The sequence below is a fragment of the Flavobacterium soyangense genome (assembly GCF_015277675.1).
GTDB lineage: Bacteria > Bacteroidota > Bacteroidia > Flavobacteriales > Flavobacteriaceae > Flavobacterium > Flavobacterium soyangense.
This window is the reverse complement of record NZ_JADHEC010000005.1, coordinates 79,807-95,231: the sequence shown is the minus strand read 5'-3', so window position 1 is coordinate 95,231 and position 15,425 is coordinate 79,807. Positions and strand designations below refer to the sequence as shown.

At 31.7% G+C, this 15,425-nt stretch carries 11 protein-coding genes and 1 CRISPR repeat array; of the genes, 9 read left to right on the top strand and 2 right to left on the bottom strand.

Annotated features, from left to right (window positions below; translation table 11 throughout):
- Window positions 1-626 precede the first annotated feature (626 nt).
- The 4 genes from IR213_RS16235 (at window position 627) to cas2 (ending at window position 4,459) form a co-directional block, all read left to right on the top strand.
- Window positions 627-1,112: a hypothetical protein gene (locus tag IR213_RS16235; RefSeq protein ID WP_228479081.1), complete on the top strand. Its 486-nt coding sequence runs from the start codon at window positions 627-629 to the stop codon at window positions 1,110-1,112.
- Between the two features lie 458 nt (window positions 1,113-1,570).
- A complete protein-coding gene (locus IR213_RS03910) occupies window positions 1,571-3,079 on the top strand; it encodes a hypothetical protein (protein ID WP_194311000.1) in 1,509 nt (502 codons plus the stop codon).
- Between the two features lie 175 nt (window positions 3,080-3,254).
- Window positions 3,255-4,154 (top strand): type II CRISPR-associated endonuclease Cas1, encoded by a 900-nt coding sequence (gene cas1 / locus IR213_RS03905; RefSeq protein ID WP_194310999.1) that lies wholly within the window; start codon window positions 3,255-3,257, stop codon window positions 4,152-4,154.
- Complete coding sequence (gene cas2, locus IR213_RS03900) at window positions 4,130-4,459, top strand: CRISPR-associated endonuclease Cas2 (protein WP_194310998.1); 330 nt, start codon at window positions 4,130-4,132, stop codon at window positions 4,457-4,459. Before cas1 ends, cas2 begins: the two co-directional genes overlap by 25 nt.
- A 346-nt stretch (window positions 4,460-4,805) precedes the next feature.
- Window positions 4,806-6,816: a CRISPR direct-repeat array (repeat unit 36 nt; unit sequence AATATCGTTTTTTCTAATCTTTAATCAAACCACAAC).
- A gap of 104 nt (window positions 6,817-6,920) precedes the next feature.
- Here the strand turns inward: cas2 and IR213_RS03895 are convergent.
- On the bottom strand, window positions 6,921-7,058 hold the full coding sequence (locus IR213_RS03895) for a hypothetical protein (protein ID WP_194310997.1): 138 nt from the start codon (window positions 7,056-7,058) through the stop codon (window positions 6,921-6,923).
- Window positions 7,059-7,060: 2 nt separating this feature from the next.
- Complete coding sequence (gene cas9, locus IR213_RS03890) at window positions 7,061-11,458, bottom strand: type II CRISPR RNA-guided endonuclease Cas9 (RefSeq protein WP_194310996.1); 4,398 nt, start codon at window positions 11,456-11,458, stop codon at window positions 7,061-7,063.
- Window positions 11,459-11,795: 337 nt separating this feature from the next.
- Between cas9 and IR213_RS03885 the strand changes: the two genes are divergently transcribed.
- From IR213_RS03885 to IR213_RS03865, 5 genes are all read left to right on the top strand, one after another.
- Window positions 11,796-12,035, top strand: a complete 240-nt coding sequence (locus IR213_RS03885) for a hypothetical protein (RefSeq protein WP_194310995.1) — start codon at window positions 11,796-11,798, stop codon at window positions 12,033-12,035.
- Between the two features lie 353 nt (window positions 12,036-12,388).
- The gene (locus tag IR213_RS03880) at window positions 12,389-12,952 is read left to right on the top strand and encodes a TetR/AcrR family transcriptional regulator (RefSeq protein ID WP_194310994.1); all 564 of its coding nucleotides are present in this window, start codon (window positions 12,389-12,391) and stop codon (window positions 12,950-12,952) included.
- Window positions 12,953-13,183: 231 nt separating this feature from the next.
- Window positions 13,184-14,041: an alpha/beta fold hydrolase gene (locus IR213_RS03875; RefSeq protein WP_194310993.1), complete on the top strand. Its 858-nt coding sequence runs from the start codon at window positions 13,184-13,186 to the stop codon at window positions 14,039-14,041.
- A gap of 113 nt (window positions 14,042-14,154) precedes the next feature.
- Window positions 14,155-14,925 carry a sulfite exporter TauE/SafE family protein gene (locus IR213_RS03870; RefSeq protein WP_194310992.1) on the top strand — a complete coding sequence of 257 codons (771 nt, stop codon included), beginning with the start codon at window positions 14,155-14,157 and terminating at the stop codon, window positions 14,923-14,925.
- Window positions 14,926-15,059: 134 nt separating this feature from the next.
- The gene (locus tag IR213_RS03865; protein ID WP_194310991.1) at window positions 15,060-15,299 is read left to right on the top strand and encodes a hypothetical protein; all 240 of its coding nucleotides are present in this window, start codon (window positions 15,060-15,062) and stop codon (window positions 15,297-15,299) included.
- Window positions 15,300-15,425: the final 126 nt, after the last annotated feature.

Below are 15,425 nucleotides of genomic sequence, written 5' to 3'. Positions count from 1 at the left end.
TTTACTGTTTTTGCTACTTTGCTGTTTTATAGTTTGTTCCCTTTATGTATGGAGTATCTTCCCTTGAGCCTCCCTTTAACTTCTTGTTTATTGTGCTAATGCAATCGTTGATTTTTGACTTCTATTTAGTGCTTTTTAGGGTTTAATTTTCATTTCTAATTTGGCAAAAAAATCGATAATTTTTATGTCTTGAATCCTCTGTTTTTATATTTTGTTTTATTACTTCAAAGATACGAAAAATAACACGGAAAATTGCATATAGTATCAGAAAATTCGGCACTATTCGGAAAGAAACGGAAACGGCTATTTTATTGATAATCAGTTATTTTGTATCTTTGATTAACATTAAAAAATGAAGTGTTATGGCAAAATTAAATGGGATCTTAAAGATCGAGGGTACGTTAGAAAATCTAACGTTTTACAAGAGTGCGGACGGACATATGGTTCGTACCAAAGGGGGTGTTTCCAAAAAAAGAATTCTGAATGATCCTGCCTTTATCAGGACCCGTGAAAACGGGGCAGAATTTGGAAAAAGTGCCAATGCCGGGAAGATGCTTCGTATGGCAGCGGGAGCTTTGGTATTTAAAGCGAAAGATGCGAAGTTGTCGAGCAGGCTTTTGCAGGTGATGTCGAAGATTAAGAATCTGGACACTATTTCGGTGCGGGGGGAGCGTAATGTGTCTGAGGGGATATTGACGCTTGACGGACAGCTGGCTTTGCGTGGTTTTGATTTCAACAATAGAGCGCCGCTTCAGAGTGTTTTATTTTCGCCTTATGCTCTTGACACAACTACTGGCGAAGTCGTAATTAGTGATTTTACTCCTGGGGAGCAACTTCGTTTTCCGGCTGGAGCCACGCATTTTAATATGCGCAGTGCTTTTGTGAATCTGGATTTTGCAACAGGACTTTCGGATGTGACTTACAGCAATGTAATTTCTTTGCCAATTGACTTAACCCTCGCCACACAAACGCTCACTCCTACCGGTGTGCCAATAGGTGCAGGAACGCAGCTTTATTTAATCCTGATTGAGTTTTTCCAGGAAGTGAACGGTGTTTCGTATTCGTTGAAGAATGGGGCGTTTAATGTGTTGAACGTTTTGGATGTAGTTTAAGGGGTGTTGGGTTTTAGATTTTAGATACAATTCAAAAATAAGTGGAATTACAATCATTGATTTGAATTTAATATTCTAAACAAAAGAATTTAAAAAGACACACCCCCAGCCCCTCTCAAGAGGGGAGTTAGGAGTGCTACCGATTATTTTTGGCTTTTGGAAAAACTCCTCGTTATGTTAAATGGCGGGGAGTTTTTTTAGCGAATAAATTCAAAATGTTGTTATTTCTTTTTAAAAAAGGATGCTATCTAAAAAAAGACATAGGAGTTATTAACATTATATCTTGTTTTATTGTTTCGTATTTAAGTAGTTTCTTTTCTTCTTACACTGTTTATAGGGGTTTGTTGTAGTTTTAATGACTTGTTATTTTGTAGGAAATGTTAATAAAAAAACATTGGTTTTAGATGAAATTTCTTATTTTTATAATTGCTATTAGCCCCTTAAACATTTATTAACCAATGACTTTTTTCCTTCCTATCACATTAGATTTTGATATAATTACAGTCCAAAATCCAATAAACTTTAATCCCTACAAGCAAGATAAGTTAGCTTATATCCTGCACAAAATTTCGAGCATTCCTGCTTCCAACAAAAATTTAGATATTGTTGATGGCTTTGTTCCTCTGTATTCTAAAGCCCTGCAAGAAGTAGTAGGTAATTATAAGCAGTATCTTGATTATGCGATTGCCGTAGGTATCATAGAAAGGACTAAAAGTTATGAGATAGGTGGTCATTCGAAATCTTGTCGCTTTACGGCACAATATCAAGGTAAATTGATTCCTTACACTGCTACCGACTTTAGTTTGATCCAAAATCTGCGCTTGTATCAGAAAAGACAGGAAAAAACCGTTATCAAACATGATTATTTAACCAACTGGTTTAACCCAAAGCTAAAGATTGACTATAAAAAAGTAGTCGGTTTTCTTGAAGAAGAATGGCAACTTAAAAATGATAACAAGAACTTATGGGATATGGATGCTTCCCGACAAAAATTTAAAAGTCCGTATTTACAACAATTGTGTTCCAAACTCGCTGCAGAGTATATCACAAGAGGAGAATACAATTTAAAGATTGATGATAATGTACATCGTTTTCATAGTAACCTCACGAATATGAGAGGACTTGTCCGGAATGCCCTTACCTATGACGGGCAAAATTTAGTTGCTGTTGATATTAAGAATAGTCAGCCTTATTTCAGCACGTTGTTGCTTGATGAAAATTTTTGGAAAGTGAATTCCGACTCCAAAAAAGACCTTTTTAGGAAAAAGTCGTATTCAAATGTCGATCCGCAAGTTAGTTGTAGCTCTTGTCAAAGAAATTCAAAGGCTTTTAAAACAAATAAAATATTAAAATTAGAGAATATTAAACACAATATAAAACAAACTTCTATCATTATGTTAGGAGAAAATATGGCAGCCCTTACCAATAAAGGGTTGAAGGAAGATAAAAACCGGTTCGTCGATTTGGTTGCTGCTGGTGCTTTATATGAGTATCTTGAAACTGCTTTTAAACGTGATTTAAATATGTTGAATGTCACGAGAAATACAGCTAAAATTGCTGTGCTGCAAGCTTTCTTTTCGGACAATCGTTTTATAGGCACCAAGCAGGCTGCACCTAAGAAATTGTTTAGCAAATTGTTTCCTTCTGTTTATAAAGTGTATGCTGCTATCAAGAGAAAGGATAAAACGCTGCTTGCTATATTGCTGCAAAATATTGAAAGCCATTTTATAGTTGAAGTTATCGCTCGACGAATTGCGAAGGAGTATCCCAAACTACCCATCTTTACCATTCACGACAGCATTGTAACCACAGTAGGTAACGAACAGCTTGTGATTGATATAATGAACGATGAATTGACAAAAGGTGTTGGAAAAGCTCCTAAGCTGAAATTAGAATATTGGAACCCCGAATTGATTGATGATTATTTGAACGATTTAAAAGTTAGGGCTGGTGTAAGGAGTGCTTAAAGTAGTTATTTTTACTTTAAAATTAGCAAATATAAAGAACCAAAAAATATTACTAAAATTGATAACAAAAGAGTTTGTGTTATTTAAAATAAAAAAACTCATTGGTTTACGGGAAACCACAATTAAATTGATTTTAGATAATTTACATTTATTAAAAAAATATAAATTTTAATAAATGATAAAAAAGTCAATTCTTATAGAAAATAAATCAGCCATAACCTCAAAAAATCTTCAGTTAGTAATAAAATCCGAAATTCGGGAAAGCATTATACCCATTGAAGATATTGGCTTTTTAGTTCTTGATCATCAAGAGATTTACATTAGTTTGCCTGCAATGAATTTATTGGTCGAAACCAATACCTCCATAATCATTTGTGGCAAAAATCATTTGCCAAACGGAATGTTCCTCAATCTTAACAGCCATCATATACAACAAGAAATATTCAAAAACCAAATAGAAGCCTCTATTCCGCTAAAAAAACAATTATGGCAACAAACCATTGTTGAAAAAATAACAAATCAGGGAATACTTCTACAAAGGATTACTTCAAAAAATAATTCATTTGAATTCTTGGCAAGTAAGGTTTTGAGTGGTGACACCTCGAATATGGAAGGAGTTGCTGCCCAACAATACTGGAAATCATTTTTTGAAATCAATTTCAAAAGAGAACGGTTTGGTGACTATCCCAATAATTTTCTCAATTATGGATATGCAATTCTTCGAGCAGCAACAGCAAGAGCATTATCAGGAAGTGGCTTACTCAATACTCTAGGAATTCACCATAAGAGCAAGTACAATGCTTTTGCGCTTGCCGATGATATAATGGAACCCTTTCGACCGCTTGTCGACGAAAAAGTTTTTGAAATTATGCAACAATATGAAGAACAGGAATTAAATACCAAAATCAAATCTGAACTTTTACAAGTGTTAACCAGAACGGTATATTTTAAAGACGAGAAAAGCCCGCTGATGGTGGCGCTACAAAAAACTGCAAGTTCTTTACAACAATGTTATACAGGAAAAAGAAAGAAAATTAAATATCCAAAATTATGGAACTTAACGCCTACCGAATAATGTGGTTGTTCGTGTTCTTTGATTTGCCCACGGAGACAAAAAAAAACAGACGGAATGCCTCTCAATTTCGGGGCAATCTCTTAAAAGATGGTTTTAGCATGATGCAATTTTCAGTTTATATCAGGCATTGTGCCAGTGGCGAAAGTGCTGATGTACACGAAAAACGAATCAACAAACTCGTCCCTCCCTTAGGCAAGGTGAGTGTTTTAAGAATAACCGACAAACAATTTGGGATGATCATTAATTATCTGGGTAAAGCCAAGCAAGATGCTGTTGATGCTCCAACCCAATTGGAATTATTCTAGAAACAAAAAAATGCTCCAATCTAGCCTATCACGTGCTAAAAAGGAGCATTTTATTTTACGACATTCTTCTTTATTGTATTGATAATTAGAAGGTAACAAGCCAACTAATATCATTTTTTCTAAGCTGCCAATCAAATTGAAAAATCCGAAAAGATGAATTAGAAAGTGAATTTTGATTATTTTTCGATTCACAAACACACCAAAAAAATATTAATCCAGTGTTTGTAAACCACAACATAGGAATAATAAAATGCTCCAATCTGGCCTATCACGTGCTAAAAAGGAGCATTTTATTTTACGATATTCTTCTTTATTCTATTGATAATCAGAAGGTAACAGGCCAACTAATATCGTTTTTTCTAATCTTTAATCAAACCACAACTTGTTGATGAGCTAGTCCTTTGGCTTGTTAATATCGTTTTTTCTAATCTTTAATCAAACCACAACAGCCATATTGAAATGATTTGTAAAAAATATAATATCGTTTTTTCTAATCTTTAATCAAACCACAACAGATTCGTCTTCTAATTCTTCATTCTTTTCAATATCGTTTTTTCTAATCTTTAATCAAACCACAACGTGTAATATGAAGTACTGACATATATTTGTAATATCGTTTTTTCTAATCTTTAATCAAACCACAACGGTAAATATAAATTTGATGTATTGAGTATTAATATCGTTTTTTCTAATCTTTAATCAAACCACAACGCCGATGCCGATGGTATTTATGAGTTGACAAATATCGTTTTTTCTAATCTTTAATCAAACCACAACACCAAAAGGGGCGTTAAATTCTCCAGCATTAATATCGTTTTTTCTAATCTTTAATCAAACCACAACTCTGAAATAGATACTGAATATTACGAAAAAAATATCGTTTTTTCTAATCTTTAATCAAACCACAACAATGGGCTACCTACAAAATCGACTCTATTTAATATCGTTTTTTCTAATCTTTAATCAAACCACAACACATAAGGCTTTCTCTAATGGAAAAACTATAATATCGTTTTTTCTAATCTTTAATCAAACCACAACGCTAAATCTTGTTGTGCAGCTTTTAATTTGAATATCGTTTTTTCTAATCTTTAATCAAACCACAACTTATTTATAAAACAATTTATTTCTATTTTTAATATCGTTTTTTCTAATCTTTAATCAAACCACAACCTAAAGTTAGGTATAAAACCATATTGAATAAATATCGTTTTTTCTAATCTTTAATCAAACCACAACTCCTCAACAGAGTATGAATTTCCAAATCTAATATCGTTTTTTCTAATCTTTAATCAAACCACAACATCTCTTAATGGGATTTTAGAGGTGTGCTCAATATCGTTTTTTCTAATCTTTAATCAAACCACAACATCGATTTCCTTCTTGCAAATTCTAGGTGAAATATCGTTTTTTCTAATCTTTAATCAAACCACAACTTACTCTAATTTGTTCGGATTGATATTTAAAATATCGTTTTTTCTAATCTTTAATCAAACCACAACTTAGCAAATATATGTCAGTACTTCATATTAAATATCGTTTTTTCTAATCTTTAATCAAACCACAACAGTCAATCACATGGTTAATGCTAAATTTCAATATCGTTTTTTCTAATCTTTAATCAAACCACAACCAATTATTAGCCTTATTTGTAGGCGAAATTAATATCGTTTTTTCTAATCTTTAATCAAACCACAACTTGAGATATGCAAAGCTTTTTGAGGTTACAATATCGTTTTTTCTAATCTTTAATCAAACCACAACTGACATAGCTTTTAATTTAGGAAATGGAATAATATCGTTTTTTCTAATCTTTAATCAAACCACAACTACTTATCCATTTCAGATACAGGAGCCGGAAATATCGTTTTTTCTAATCTTTAATCAAACCACAACGAAATAGTAGTATTGTAAATTCTTGGTGCAAATATCGTTTTTTCTAATCTTTAATCAAACCACAACCAATATCAGAATGACTATGTTTTCAAACAAATATCGTTTTTTCTAATCTTTAATCAAACCACAACCTTAATTTTTGCAAATATTGTAATGTTCTAAATATCGTTTTTTCTAATCTTTAATCAAACCACAACCTAAAAGATTAAAAGACTTTTTGCTCGAAAAATATCGTTTTTTCTAATCTTTAATCAAACCACAACATGGCTGTTTTTTGGCTTACGAATTTACCGAATATCGTTTTTTCTAATCTTTAATCAAACCACAACCTACAGCTATTACAACCATACCAGAAACATAATATCGTTTTTTCTAATCTTTAATCAAACCACAACGTTCCCTTAGTTATTTTGGAACATAAAATGAATATCGTTTTTTCTAATCTTTAATCAAACCACAACTGAAAGCTACTGCATCCCTGCTGGGCGGATGCCATACCTTTCAGTTGTGGTTTGAGATGTTTAAGAGTTTGAAAAACTTATGTCAAAGAACGATTTTTTTAATTTCAAGATAAACCAAGTCTTTTTTTTATCTCATTTAAAAGTTCTTCTTTTGACTTTGTACTAAAACCACTTTTTGAAGCCCTATCTAATTTTGCCTGAATTTTCTCTATTTGTTTTTTTGCTAATTTTGATTCCTCCATAATTATATTTTTTCAAACTTTCCCGAAGGTAAAACTCTAAAATCAATTCCTTCAACAAATGCTGAAAATTGACTATGATTCATTTTTCTTGTTGGTTTTATTTCACCTAACTGATAAATTCCATCTGGTTTAAAATTATCTTTTTTAATTTCATCAGATTTTCTAGCTTCTTTAAAATATCTTAAAGTGATTACACCATATTCATTAACGCTTCCGCTTACACTTGGTATTCTTTGTATAGAAAGACCTTCAATAATATAAATTCTTCCTTTGAAATCAAATATTTCAGTAATGTCTTTTGGCTTTTCTATCTCTTTATCATAAAAAATTACCTGTTGTCCTCTTTTTAAAACTACATCCCGATTATTACTTTTTGCAATCGGAATTTGTACTTTTTTTCCTTTAAGTTGCTTTTCTTTATTTAATGGATAATTTCCTTGACCTTGTTTAATCAGTTTTGCTAAATTGAAATTATTAATCAACTCAAAATCTCGTTTTCCATCTAACTCATAAATAGCCATACAATAATTCTCGTCATTCTGTCCATAAACTTTTTGCTTATGTTCGTGTCGAGATTTTGACAAAGCACTATGCTCTTTAATCCCCAAAGGATTTTTTACTGAATTGGCATACAAACGAACTTTATTTATGGCAATTCCAATGATTTCAGGTTTGTTACCAATAGCTTTCTGCGGTTCTCTCATCCAAACCTTTTGACTGTCAGCAAATTTATTTTGCTGTTGTGCATTTGACGAAAGCAATAAAATCTTATCGGCAATTGCTTGTTTTACTTTTTGTTTTACAATCTCATCAACAATATTTTCGACATCAGATGCTTTGATACTTTCTAAGTCTTTACGAATCACATAACGTATTTCTTCAATATTTAATGGATTTTTAATTGCACCATAAATACTGTCTTGGTGTAATGAACCTCGAATAGTATCGCCTTGTTGGAAACGTGCGATTTTTTCTCCTTTACTATCTTTCTTGAAAATGATTTCTTTATTGCTGTCTGTTCTCGGAACATTTTTTCCGTTGACATCAGTTTCCATTTCGGCAACAAACTGTTTTTTGCCCCGAATTCTTAGAATCTTTTTAGATTGTTTCTTGACATTATCAGGTGTGTGATGCGATACCAATATTTCATCCTCAATCTTTTTCAAATCCTCCGTAAAGGTTTTCCAAGGTTTTGATTGTTCGAGAACTGACTTCATCAATTTGTATTGATTTTTATCCAAGTCGTCTTCTAAATCCCAAGCATGCGCCATTACATCATATTTATCTTTAGTCATACAAGCAATCGTAATTGCATCGATGCAATGGTGGGTGTGTTTACTACGATCTTTTACTTCATAATATTTCTTCCCGTCTTTAATGTAACTATCCTGAATTCCCCAAGCTTTTCTGAACTCGGCAACCATTCCGCCTTTTACCGCCTCTACTCTACCAAAATAGGATTTTAAATAAGCGCTCGCATATTTTGTAATAATACCAGTATCTGGAATTTGGCTGTTTTTGAAACCTACTTTTGGCTCTGGGTAAGTAAACCGTTCATATTTCCCTTTGAAATACTCTTTTTCCAAATTCAACTTATGACGCAATCTGATTTTTCGGTCTTTTTGTTCCTTTGTGGTTGCTGCTTTAATGGCTCTTGAAATTCCGATTATTTCATATTCTAATGCCAAATATTTCTTTCTCCACGGTTCTACTCTGTCTAAAATATCACTGTGATTACTCAATTCGATAGGCATTTTCTTCTTTTTAATTTCCCTATTATAGAACTTACTGCACAAAGTTTTGTTCATTTGTGAATTGTCCTGTGACCTACTTCTTGGAATAGTATGTTCAATGTCATAATCTGGGTCACTGCCTATAATTTGAGAAATACTAATATTGGTACATTGCTCTTCATAAATTGTTTTTCTGTCTTGTTCAATCCATAATTGATAGCGTAAAATATCATCTTCTGTTGGTTCAATATCAATACCTTTTGCTGCTTTGTAATCTTTCTTTATCTCGTCAATATATTCTTTCCTGCTTTTTTCTATATCTCTTTGATAATCCTGAATTCCTTTTCGCTTATTGGCATCATTTAATTCTCGTGCCATTTCAATATGAATTCTCGTTTTTTCATCAACTTGACCTTCAACAATTAAAGTATTCAATACTTTTCGCAATTGATGCAAGGCTCGCATAGCCATTGGATTTTTTATCGACGAAATTGAAGGACTTCCTAAAACTAATTTTTCATTTCCATTTCCGTCTTTTGAAATTTGTTTTCTAAAAACATCAATATCCGATGGATGGTATAGTTTTTTTAGTTTATTCTTTGCATTACAAAAAACTTGACCATCATCATTTTGTCCATCTAAAAAAGCATAGACTTTTTCGTCTAATCTTTTTATTGCAATGAACTCATAATTCTTAAGTTGCTCTATATAAATAGGGAACAATTTATCAAGAATAGTCTCTTTTTGGTCTACAATTTTATTTGAATTCACAAAAGAACTTACCTTTTTATCTAAATCTGATTTATAAGTCGTTTCCGCTTCTTTTGAATAATAAAATCCTTCAACTTTACATTCCTTTATAAGACCATTTACTATTTCCAATACATTATTATCATGAGTATTTGTGGCTATTAATTCGGCTATTTTTGTTTGAATGTATTTTCTATCCTCTAGGTTTTTCCAAATGTCGGTATCTACAATATTTTCAATATTTGCCATAAATACGGCATGAGAATACAACAATCCTTCTCTTAAAAAAGGATTAATTTTATTAATTGCCGTTAAACTCAAACTAGCAAAGTCTTTTTTTAGTTTTATTTTACTGAACAAAACGGCTTTTTTGTCGTCCAATTTCAGTTTGTCCTTTGCAAATTCCAATAAGTACAAATCAGAAGTTGAAACTGAAATCAAATGCCATAAATCATTATAATCTACATTCCGAGTTGCACTTTCTCCATTCTTATTCAGAGTTTCATAAGTATAGATTTTCGTTTTCCAATCTTCACCAAAAGCATTTTTAAACGAAGTAGAAACCACACAACCACTCACGGAGGAATTTAAACTGTAATTAAACAAATAATTGACCGATGCAGCTGTTGACGATTTATAAAATGCATATTTACTGCCACTAGGCACTAATTCTTTGACTAAATCCTCGAAATTAAAATTATCTTTTTTGCGTAAAAACTTAGGAATAATTCTCAGTTTTTCTTCGTTAGTAAGAAATCGTAAACTTTCATCATTTGGAGTTTTTATTTTAACTGTATTGATAAAACACCACATTCTATACTCCTCGAAATCTGGATGTGAAACGGCACATCGTGACTTACTTTTTTCAAAAGTACATTTTCCAATTAAACCTTTTTGAGATTGTAACGGTCTCTGAAAAAAGATTGCTTTATATAAATCTTTGACTAATCCGGAATATCTTTTTTCGGGCAATTTCTCGCTTGCTATTACTCCGTCAATCCCTTGAACCTGACAAATCACTTCAAATTCAGAAAGATAATGATCTTCACGAGCCGTATATTGATTCCTGATTTTTCCCTTGTTATATAAACTGAAAAAATATTGACCTAAAGTGGCATAATTGCCCAATTTCATCGCTTGAGAAATCTCACCAATCTTTTGTTTAACCGCTCCTGAATCTTCTTTCTTATTTAACCGCTCAATAAGTAAGGATTCAGTTTTTTCAAAATCTTTGGGATTGTCTTTAATTGTCTTAAAAAATGAATTATATAAGGCTTTCAATTTCTTTTCTCCATCATCCAAATCATTTGCTTTACGTTCAATCAAATCACGATCTTGAAAATAGTCTGTAAGTTCCATTTGAAGTTCAGTAATGGTTGAAACATTTTCAATAATATCTTCTAAAGCTGGCTTATGTTGTTCGATAATACCTTCTGCAGATTGATCCAGTCTGTTACTTAAAAAACCACGTCTTTGAGCAATATGATATAAAGCCCTACCTAATTCAAACAAAGAAACTTTTTGCTTACTTGCTCTATCTCTAAAAATATAGGGATTTATATTTTGGTCATCATCCGTTCGTAACCATTTCAAGAATTCAGGATTTAATGGATATTTTTTAAATCCTGATTTCCTCCATTCTTCCACTTCTTCAAAAGATAATGGACACATATTATTTTCAGAAAGCACTTTTAAAGTTTCATACTTTCTTAATTTTCTGCGAAACTTAATCTTTCTGGCACTTCTAAATGCTGTTCTTTCCGCTGCACGAGAACTTTCAATTCCCTTTTCTGATTTTACGCCTTCCGAAAAAATCCTAACTCCTTTATCAACTAATGAAAAATCGCCACTATTTTTCTCCACTATCGCCCAACCAATCGAGTTTGTCCCTAAATCCAATCCTAATATTTTAGCCATAATTATCCTTCTTTTTAAGAATTTTTAAAGCTACGGCGAAAATAATTAGCAGCTTTACGGTTTTCCACATTCAAACTAAAGTTTTTTTTACATACATTTACAACTGATTAAAATTTCTAATCTTTAATCTTATCACAATAAGGCTATATGCCGTAGATGAAAATCTTTAGTCCTGCTTCGGTGGGACTTTTTTTATGGTTAAAGTTTAAATTTAAGACTTGTAATAAATTAAATTAATCATAATAAACCATAATAAACTACTCTTTTATAGTGTATCATAAAAAAATTAAGTAACTTTAATGTATTGATTTTTAGTATTTTAATGCCTTATTAAATTATGAAAAGGAACAGATATATTCTGATTGTATTTTTAATTGTTACGCTATTTAATAACAGCTGTAGTGGTGATGCTTTCGTTGGAGATATTGACCTTCATTTTTGTGGTAAATGTGCGGGAACAGGAAAATGGACCGTGGATAGTTTTGATTTTACCCCGTGCCACACCACTAAGGCGGAATGTCTGGATTGGGCTAAAAAAAATGGATACTCCGATAAGGATTGTATTTTATGCAATTAATAATTTATAAAAGGAATAGAAATAAAGAGACTAAAGGTTTGTGAGATTGCTGCACTGAGACAAAAAAACACACTTACGGAAACCGTCATAAGTTTCGAAGAATATTTGCCCAAATACATTGTTTTGCCACATTTTTTTGCAAGAAATAATATTTGGCAAGCCAAAAAATCCTAAGTTTTGATGTAGAAGTGTTGCCAGAGTTGAGAAAGCAAATACAAAAGATAATTTCATAAAACTATTATTCAAAGGAGTTTACACTAATATAGCTTCAAGAAAAGGAATTAATTTTCAAAATAATAATAATTATTATACCAATCGTTCGGTAATTTAAATTATTTGTTTACATTTGCACTATGAGACCACAAAAAGTAGAAGATAAAGCATTGTTAATAGGATTAATGTCTGTATTAAGTTCTAAAGGCTACGATGGTTCAAGCCTTAATGAATTGGCAGAATCTTCTGGATTACAGAAAGCAAGTTTGTACCATCGTTTTCCTGCTGGAAAAAAAGAAATCACATCGGCTGTACTTAATTATGTAAACGAATGGATACACAAAAATATTTATTTGTTACTTATTAATCAGTCAATAACTCCCGCAGAACGCTTGAATGAGGCCATAAAAAACATAAACAACTTGTACAATGACGGAGAATCGATTTGTATTTTAAGATCATTATCTATGAATACAGGTATCGAAATATTTGGCGAACAAATAAAAGAAACGATGCAACTTTGGATAAATGGATTTACGGCTTTTGGTAAAGATTGTGGGTACGAGGATGCTGTTGCACAAGAAAAAGCTTATCAAGTGTTGGTAAATATTCAAGGAAGTTTGATTGTATCCAAAGGGCTAAATTCAACGAACCCTTATAAAGCCGCTCTAAAATCTATTCAAGATATGTACAAACTAGAATAAAAAAAATTTGCATAAAATTATTACCGAACGTTCGGTAATAAATATAGACTTAAATGATAAACTATTGAACAACTCCTATAAAGCAGTTCTAAAATCTATTCAAAATATATACAAAAAAGAATAAAAAAATTTGCGTAAAAAACTTTCCGAACGTTCGGTAAATAATATTAACCGAAGCGCAAAACCATCGAACAAACGGAATTATTAATTAATTGTTAAAAACAAAAAAAAATGAGTCAAGTAAAACATCTTACGACTAAAGTAAACGGTATCAATATTTTCTACCGTGAAGCAGGACAAAAAGGAAAACCAGTATTAGTATTATTACACGGTTATCCAACATCATCTCATATGTATCGCAATTTATTGCGAAACTTATCAGACAAGTACCATCTTATTGCACCGGATTATCCTGGCTATGGTAGAAGTGAGCAACCATCAATTGCTGATTTTGACTATACTTTTGAGAACTTTGCAAAAATTGTGGAAACACTTTTGGAACAATTAGAAATCAAAAAATTCAGTTTGTATCTAATGGATTATGGTGCGCCTGTAGGATTTAGAATTGCTTCCGAAAACCCAGAAAGAATTGAAAATTTAATTATCCAAAATGGTTGTTCCTACGAAGAAGGATTAGAAACCTTCTGGGATCCTTTTAAAGCTTATTGGAAAAATAAAGAAGATAAAGAAGCCGAAAAAACACTTGAAGGTTTTCACAGTCCCGGAGGAATTGAATGGCAATACACACACGGCGTACCTCAACCAGAATTAGTGTCTCCCGACAACTGGGAAGTGGATTTAAGACACATCTTAAGAGAAGGAAATAACGAAATCCAATTGGCGTTGTTTTATGATTATCAAAATAATGTAAAATTATATCCAAAATGGCAAGCTTATTTTAGAGCGCACCAACCAAGAACTCTAATTGTTTACGGAAAAGACGATTATATTTTTCCAGTTGCAGGAGCAGAAGCTTACAAGAAAGATTTAAAAAATATCGATTTTAATCTTTTTGACACGGGACATTTTGCTCTCGAAAGTTTTGAACAAGAAATAACAGATAAAATCAGAAACTTTTTAGCTGTTTAGTCTTAAAATAATTAAAATCACGCAAAACTATTATGACAAAACTTAAAAATTAGTCGTGTAAGTTTTGCGTGGTTTAACAATCACAATTTTAATCAAATCAAAAAAAATACTAAATGGATTTAGTTACTTTTATAATTCTCTTTTTGGCAGCCATAGTTGGTAGTTCTTTAAATGCAGTTGCTGGTGGTGGTGGTTTTATTTCCTATCCGTCCCTAATATTCTGTAATATCCCACTAATAAACGCAAACGGGATTAGTACCGTGGCATTGTGGCCCGGAAATATTACAAGTGCAATTGCTTACAAAAAAGATATAAAATTATCAGTAAAATTCATTTTGTATTTTATTATTGTTATTTCAGTAGGAGGTTTTGTTGGAGCTTATTTATTCCTAAATACAACTTCAGAGGTTTTTAGCAATTTCGTGCCTTTTTTTTTATTATTTACTTGGTTACTTTTTGTTTTTAGTAACAAATTAAGAAACTATTTTTCGACCAATACAACCGATTTTAGCTTCGTAAAGCCCAATTACCTTCATATTGTTTGTATGTTTTTTATAGGCATTTACGGTGGTTATTTTGGAGCAGGCTTAGGAATGATAATACTTACAGCATTTTCATTAATTGGTTTAAAAAATCTAAATGAAATGAATGGTATCAAAGTAATATTAGTATCGTTCAACAACGGTATTGCGGCTTTTGCATACATCTTTTCAGGAATTGTAACTTGGCAATACACATTAGTGATGCTTGCTGGTGCTTTAATTGGAGGGTTTTATGGTGCAAAACTAACAAGGCAAATCAAACAGGAAACCTTGCGTTATTTTATAATTCTAATTGGAGCGATAATTACAGTTATATTTTTTTACAAACGATTTTTCTCATAACTAAACCAAAATGAAAAAGAAACTTATTTAAAACAACTTGTAAACCGTAATAAACTACTCTTTTATAGTGTATCATAAAAAAATTAAGTAACTTTAATATATTGATTTTTAGTGTTTTAATGCCTTATTAAATTATGAAAAGGAACAGATATATTCTGATTGTATTTTTAATTGTTACGCTATTTAATAACAGCTGTAGTGGTGATGCTTTCGTTGGAGATATTGACCTTCATTTTTGTGGTAAATGTGCGGGAACAGGAAAATGGACTGTGGATAGTTTTGATTTTACTCCATGCCACACCACTAAGGCAGAATGTCTGGATTGGGCTAAAAGAAATGGATACTACGATAAGGATTGTATTTTATGCAATTAATAATTTATAAAAGGAATAGAAATAAAGAAGTTAAGCGTTCGTCAGATTGCTGCGCTGCGCTCGCAATGACAAATAATGATGGTGATGAGAAAGGAAGTAACACTAAAATAAATCTTTCTATAAAAA

What these genes read in the sequence shown, in the direction of transcription:
- IR213_RS03870 (WP_194310992.1), top strand. Translation starts at nt 14,155, where the DNA reads ATGGATTTAGTTACTTTTATAATTCTCTTTTTGGCAGCCATAGTTGGT.
- IR213_RS16235 (WP_228479081.1), top strand. Translation starts at nt 627, where the DNA reads ATGTCGAAGATTAAGAATCTGGACACTATTTCGGTGCGGGGGGAGCGT.
- IR213_RS03865 (WP_194310991.1), top strand. Translation starts at nt 15,060, where the DNA reads ATGAAAAGGAACAGATATATTCTGATTGTATTTTTAATTGTTACGCTA.
- cas1 (WP_194310999.1), top strand. Translation starts at nt 3,255, where the DNA reads ATGATAAAAAAGTCAATTCTTATAGAAAATAAATCAGCCATAACCTCA.
- IR213_RS03885 (WP_194310995.1), top strand. Translation starts at nt 11,796, where the DNA reads ATGAAAAGGAACAGATATATTCTGATTGTATTTTTAATTGTTACGCTA.
- cas2 (WP_194310998.1), top strand. Translation starts at nt 4,130, where the DNA reads ATGGAACTTAACGCCTACCGAATAATGTGGTTGTTCGTGTTCTTTGAT.
- IR213_RS03880 (WP_194310994.1), top strand. Translation starts at nt 12,389, where the DNA reads ATGAGACCACAAAAAGTAGAAGATAAAGCATTGTTAATAGGATTAATG.
- IR213_RS03875 (WP_194310993.1), top strand. Translation starts at nt 13,184, where the DNA reads ATGAGTCAAGTAAAACATCTTACGACTAAAGTAAACGGTATCAATATT.
- IR213_RS03910 (WP_194311000.1), top strand. Translation starts at nt 1,571, where the DNA reads ATGACTTTTTTCCTTCCTATCACATTAGATTTTGATATAATTACAGTC.
- IR213_RS03895 (WP_194310997.1), bottom strand. Translation starts at nt 7,058, where the DNA reads ATGGAGGAATCAAAATTAGCAAAAAAACAAATAGAGAAAATTCAGGCA.
- cas9 (WP_194310996.1), bottom strand. Translation starts at nt 11,458, where the DNA reads ATGGCTAAAATATTAGGATTGGATTTAGGGACAAACTCGATTGGTTGG.